Annotated in this window: 4 protein-coding genes; all 4 read right to left on the bottom strand. The window is 45.2% G+C overall.

The features are described 5' to 3' along the window. Positions 1-419: 419 nt before the first annotated feature. Positions 420-881, bottom strand: coding sequence for a hypothetical protein (locus D5269_RS17135; protein WP_120487199.1), 462 nt, complete (start codon positions 879-881; stop codon positions 420-422). 5 nt (positions 882-886) lie between these two features. Next, positions 887-1,708, bottom strand: coding sequence for a hypothetical protein (locus D5269_RS17130; RefSeq protein WP_120487197.1), 822 nt, complete (start codon positions 1,706-1,708; stop codon positions 887-889). 179 nt (positions 1,709-1,887) lie between these two features. Beyond that, positions 1,888-3,327: a MucBP domain-containing protein gene (locus D5269_RS17125; RefSeq protein ID WP_120487195.1), complete on the bottom strand. Its 1,440-nt coding sequence runs from the start codon at positions 3,325-3,327 to the stop codon at positions 1,888-1,890. Between the two features lie 11 nt (positions 3,328-3,338). After that, a partial coding sequence (locus D5269_RS17120; RefSeq protein ID WP_158605067.1) for a hypothetical protein occupies positions 3,339-3,599 on the bottom strand: 261 nt, incomplete at its 5' end.

Raw genomic sequence — 3,599 nt, 5'->3', positions numbered from 1 at the left:
TCCGGCACGAGCTTTAAGGGATTGAATTTGTACCGGACAAAGAAATAGACCAACGCGCCGAAGATCAGGAGCAGGGCGCCGCCGAAAACACACTTGAACAGCAATCCTAAAAAAAATCCAATAGGAGAAAACATTTTACCAAAAGCAGAACCTAAATCGACCATTATGACACCCCCGGAATTTTACGTATCAGCCACATAATAATAGACCATACAAATTTTAGATTATATACAATCAGGACGATCAAAAGACATCTGCTGATTACAGCAAAGGACACAAACATATTAATAAAGCGTACCACATAAAGAAGAGGCGACAGGGAGACGTTTAGCCCGTTAAAAGACGGAAATTTAGGGAATAGATTAATCAAAAAATGGAGCAATGAGAAGAAGAGATTGCAAAAAAACTCGATAATCACGCTATCCCTCCTCAGTAAAAAATGTGCGTAATTTGTGATAACAGACGATCGCAGTTAAAAGACAGACTGCCGCATTCAAAATATCCCGCATCAGATTAAAATAAGGTTTTGCAGATGTCAGGAAATCAACTCTTGTACCTCGATACCCCGGAAATAAAAAATTGGTTGGGATAGTTAGATTGAGAGAGATCGGAGGAGGGTTGCGTAAAGTTTTAAAAAAACTGTCCAGCATCTGATATAATTCTCCTAAACCTGCAAATCGGCTGTTTATGTGGTCATTCAAAAGGGACAGTTGATTGTTAAAATAATTGCCATCCGGGACGAATATATCCCGGATGAAACCACCAACATCCGAAAACCATGAAAGAACACCCCGACCAGAACCGTCAGCGGCAAAAGTCGGGACGGATGCGAAGGCCAGAACCAGAACAGCAAGCAAAATAACAAATATCCTTTTGGGCATTTTCGTTACCTCCTTCGGCGGCGTGATCTTCTGCCACGTCGCTCATCATAGTCTCGGGCCAATTCTTCATACATCTGACGTCGTTGGTCATAACGTTCCGGCCATTGCTCCCGATATTGCCTGTCCGCTTCGTCTGCAAGATAGCGATCATCTACTTTTCGTAGTTTCACATAATTCGGATTGCGATAGCGAAAAAGACCTTCGGCAGTAAAACTGGTTTCCCGATTAACAACCTTACTTTCAGCGGCCAATACTTGGTTGCGCCGAGTGAATTCAATCCCAGCAGCTGCGGAAACCTCTCTTCTGTAGATAGATTCTTCCAAAGCCCGCTCCGGATACCGTTCTCTAATTGCCTGTTCCGCTTGGAATGATAATTCGCGCTGATAGATTTTTTCATTCAGATCAGCCAGAGGGTTCCGAAGCCGGAAACGCGCTTTGGCAAGCATGTTAATTTCCATGTCCGCGACTTTATCATCTACAATACTGTCAAGATGTCGCCTGCGATCTTCGGCTTTCACCCGTCGATGAAATTCCCGCTTCCAAACGCTGTTATATAGATTCAATTTATCCAACAGCAGCCGGATAAAGATACCGGAAATCAAAGAAAGAGAAATTGTAATGCCGAGAATGCGAAGCCCTGTACTGGAAATCGCGCCCAAAGATAGTTTTAAACTTTTAGCCAGTGAACTTAACATGTCCGAAGTGAAAACTGTACGAGGCATATCATAAGTAGGTGGAGGCCACTGAACATTGATCTCTGCAAAACAAGGGACAGCGCAAAAAACAAGACAAGCAAGCGTCGTCATAAGCACAGCTGATTTTTTCACTGTTATCCCTCCTATCGTCCTAAATGGCTTACAACCTCCAAAAGCGCATACAATCCCAATATAAGCATAAAGATATACAGACAGACATTAAAAATTGAGCCAATATTTACCCAAATGGTATAGCCCATTTCGATAAGTGCATCCATCGAAAAAACCACAAAATCTTCATTGATAACGCATCACTCCCCCCAAGGAAACGGACTCCACCATTCCACATCTGGTGCAGCATCAAACCATTTAAAAGGGTCTTTCCACTCCACATTCGGTGCAGCGTCAAACCATTCAAAAGGGTCTTTCCACTCCACATCAGGCGCGGCGTCGAACCACCCAGAAGGTTTAGATGAACCGGAAGAATCTTTACGATACAGGACATGAATCGTTAAATCCCTTTCAGGCATCGTGCCAGATACGATTGGTCTATCTGCCGTGTAGCCCTTAATTGCCGGGGATGCGATCTCGTAGCTGCTTCCGGCTGTGAGCGAGCGCGTGACCGATTGTGCGGCCTGTGAGCCGTTTTCGTAACGATAGTTGACCGTCAGGTTGTAGGTCTGCGGCTCGGGCGGTGGGACTGCCGTATAGGTGACTGTTAACGTCAAATCATTTCCGGGCATAGTACCTGATACGACCGGCTTGTCGGCTGTGTAGCCCTCGATTGCCGGAGATGTGATCTCGTAGCTGCTTCCGGCAGTGAGCGAGCGTGTGACTGGCTGTGCGGCCTGCGAGCCGTTTTCGTAACGATAGTTGACCGTCAGGGTGTAGGTCTGTGGCGAGGGTGGCGGGGCTGCCGTATAGGTGACTGTTACCGTCAAATCTTCTTCGGGCATCGTGCCGGATACAACCGGCTTATCTGCGGTGTAGCCCTCAATCATCGGGGACGCAATTTCGTAGCTGCTCCCAGCTGTGAGTGAGCGCGTGACCGGCTGTGCGGCCTGTGTGCCGTTTTCATATTGATAATTAACGATTAAGCTATATTGAGGGATTTCAGGGGGAGATACAACATCATCTATTATGGTTACATTATTGATATCAGATAAAACTGAAACCGTAGTTGAAAAAGAATGTTCTTCTTGAAAATCAACTATACTTTTGTAAAAAAAATAAAGATTCTTAGAAGATGGAAATAAGGCTACATCCTGCAAACTTCCTTCCAAAAGGGAACCGGCGTGAGAGGTAAGCCGCAAAACAGAATTGCGCAACTCAAAGCGAAAAGTGCACCCCTGACGAAAGTAAGCATGATATGTACCCTGCGCATCAGTTTTATTTGAAATATGGGAAAAAGAAGATTTTGAAAAAGCACCAACATATAAATAAGAACGCGCGAACTGATAAAAAATATAATAATCTGGATTACCATTCCACTCGCTCATAACTGTACGCCATAACTCTTTCGCTTCGTCGATCTTTGACCAGGTCGAAGCATCAAAAGAGATGTTCACAACTAAATTTCCGGCCGTATCCAAGCGAACAGCATCTCCATAAGACGCCGAAAGAAGGCTTCCATTAGATATCTTCGCTTCGGAAAAAGTAGTATAAGCCACAGCGGCAAAAGCCGGTACTGACACGCCCAATACACAAACCAACGCACAAAGAACGGCTATTACCCGTTTCCACTTTTTCATGAATTAACCTCCTAATCTTTGTTTTTTGCCCATTCTGGAACCCAGAACGGATTTGTATAATCAATATCGTCTGGGGCTGGAAAATCCAGTGGAATATGCAGGCCGGACGGGTCAAACTCTTCTAGAGGGTCATAGTTATAATCGCTGTCGGCAGGTGTAAAATCATAATCAAACGGGTCAAACAAATGCCAACCCTTATAGATACCGTTGTCGTCCTTGGGCGGAATCTCCCAGCTGCCGGAGGAACCGCCGCCGCCCCCACTGGGACCGCC

It is taken from the genome of Anaerotruncus sp. 1XD42-93 (genome assembly GCF_009917605.1).
In the GTDB taxonomy this organism is placed as follows: Bacteria; Bacillota; Clostridia; order Oscillospirales; family Ruminococcaceae; genus Anaerotruncus.
This window is presented reverse-complemented; position numbering and strand designations above follow the sequence as displayed.

Excerpts from the sequence above, each read along its gene's own strand:
- D5269_RS17135 (WP_120487199.1), bottom strand. The coding sequence starts at position 881 with ATGCCCAAAAGGATATTTGTTATTTTGCTTGCTGTTCTGGTTCTGGCC.
- D5269_RS17125 (WP_120487195.1), bottom strand. The coding sequence starts at position 3,327 with ATGAAAAAGTGGAAACGGGTAATAGCCGTTCTTTGTGCGTTGGTTTGT.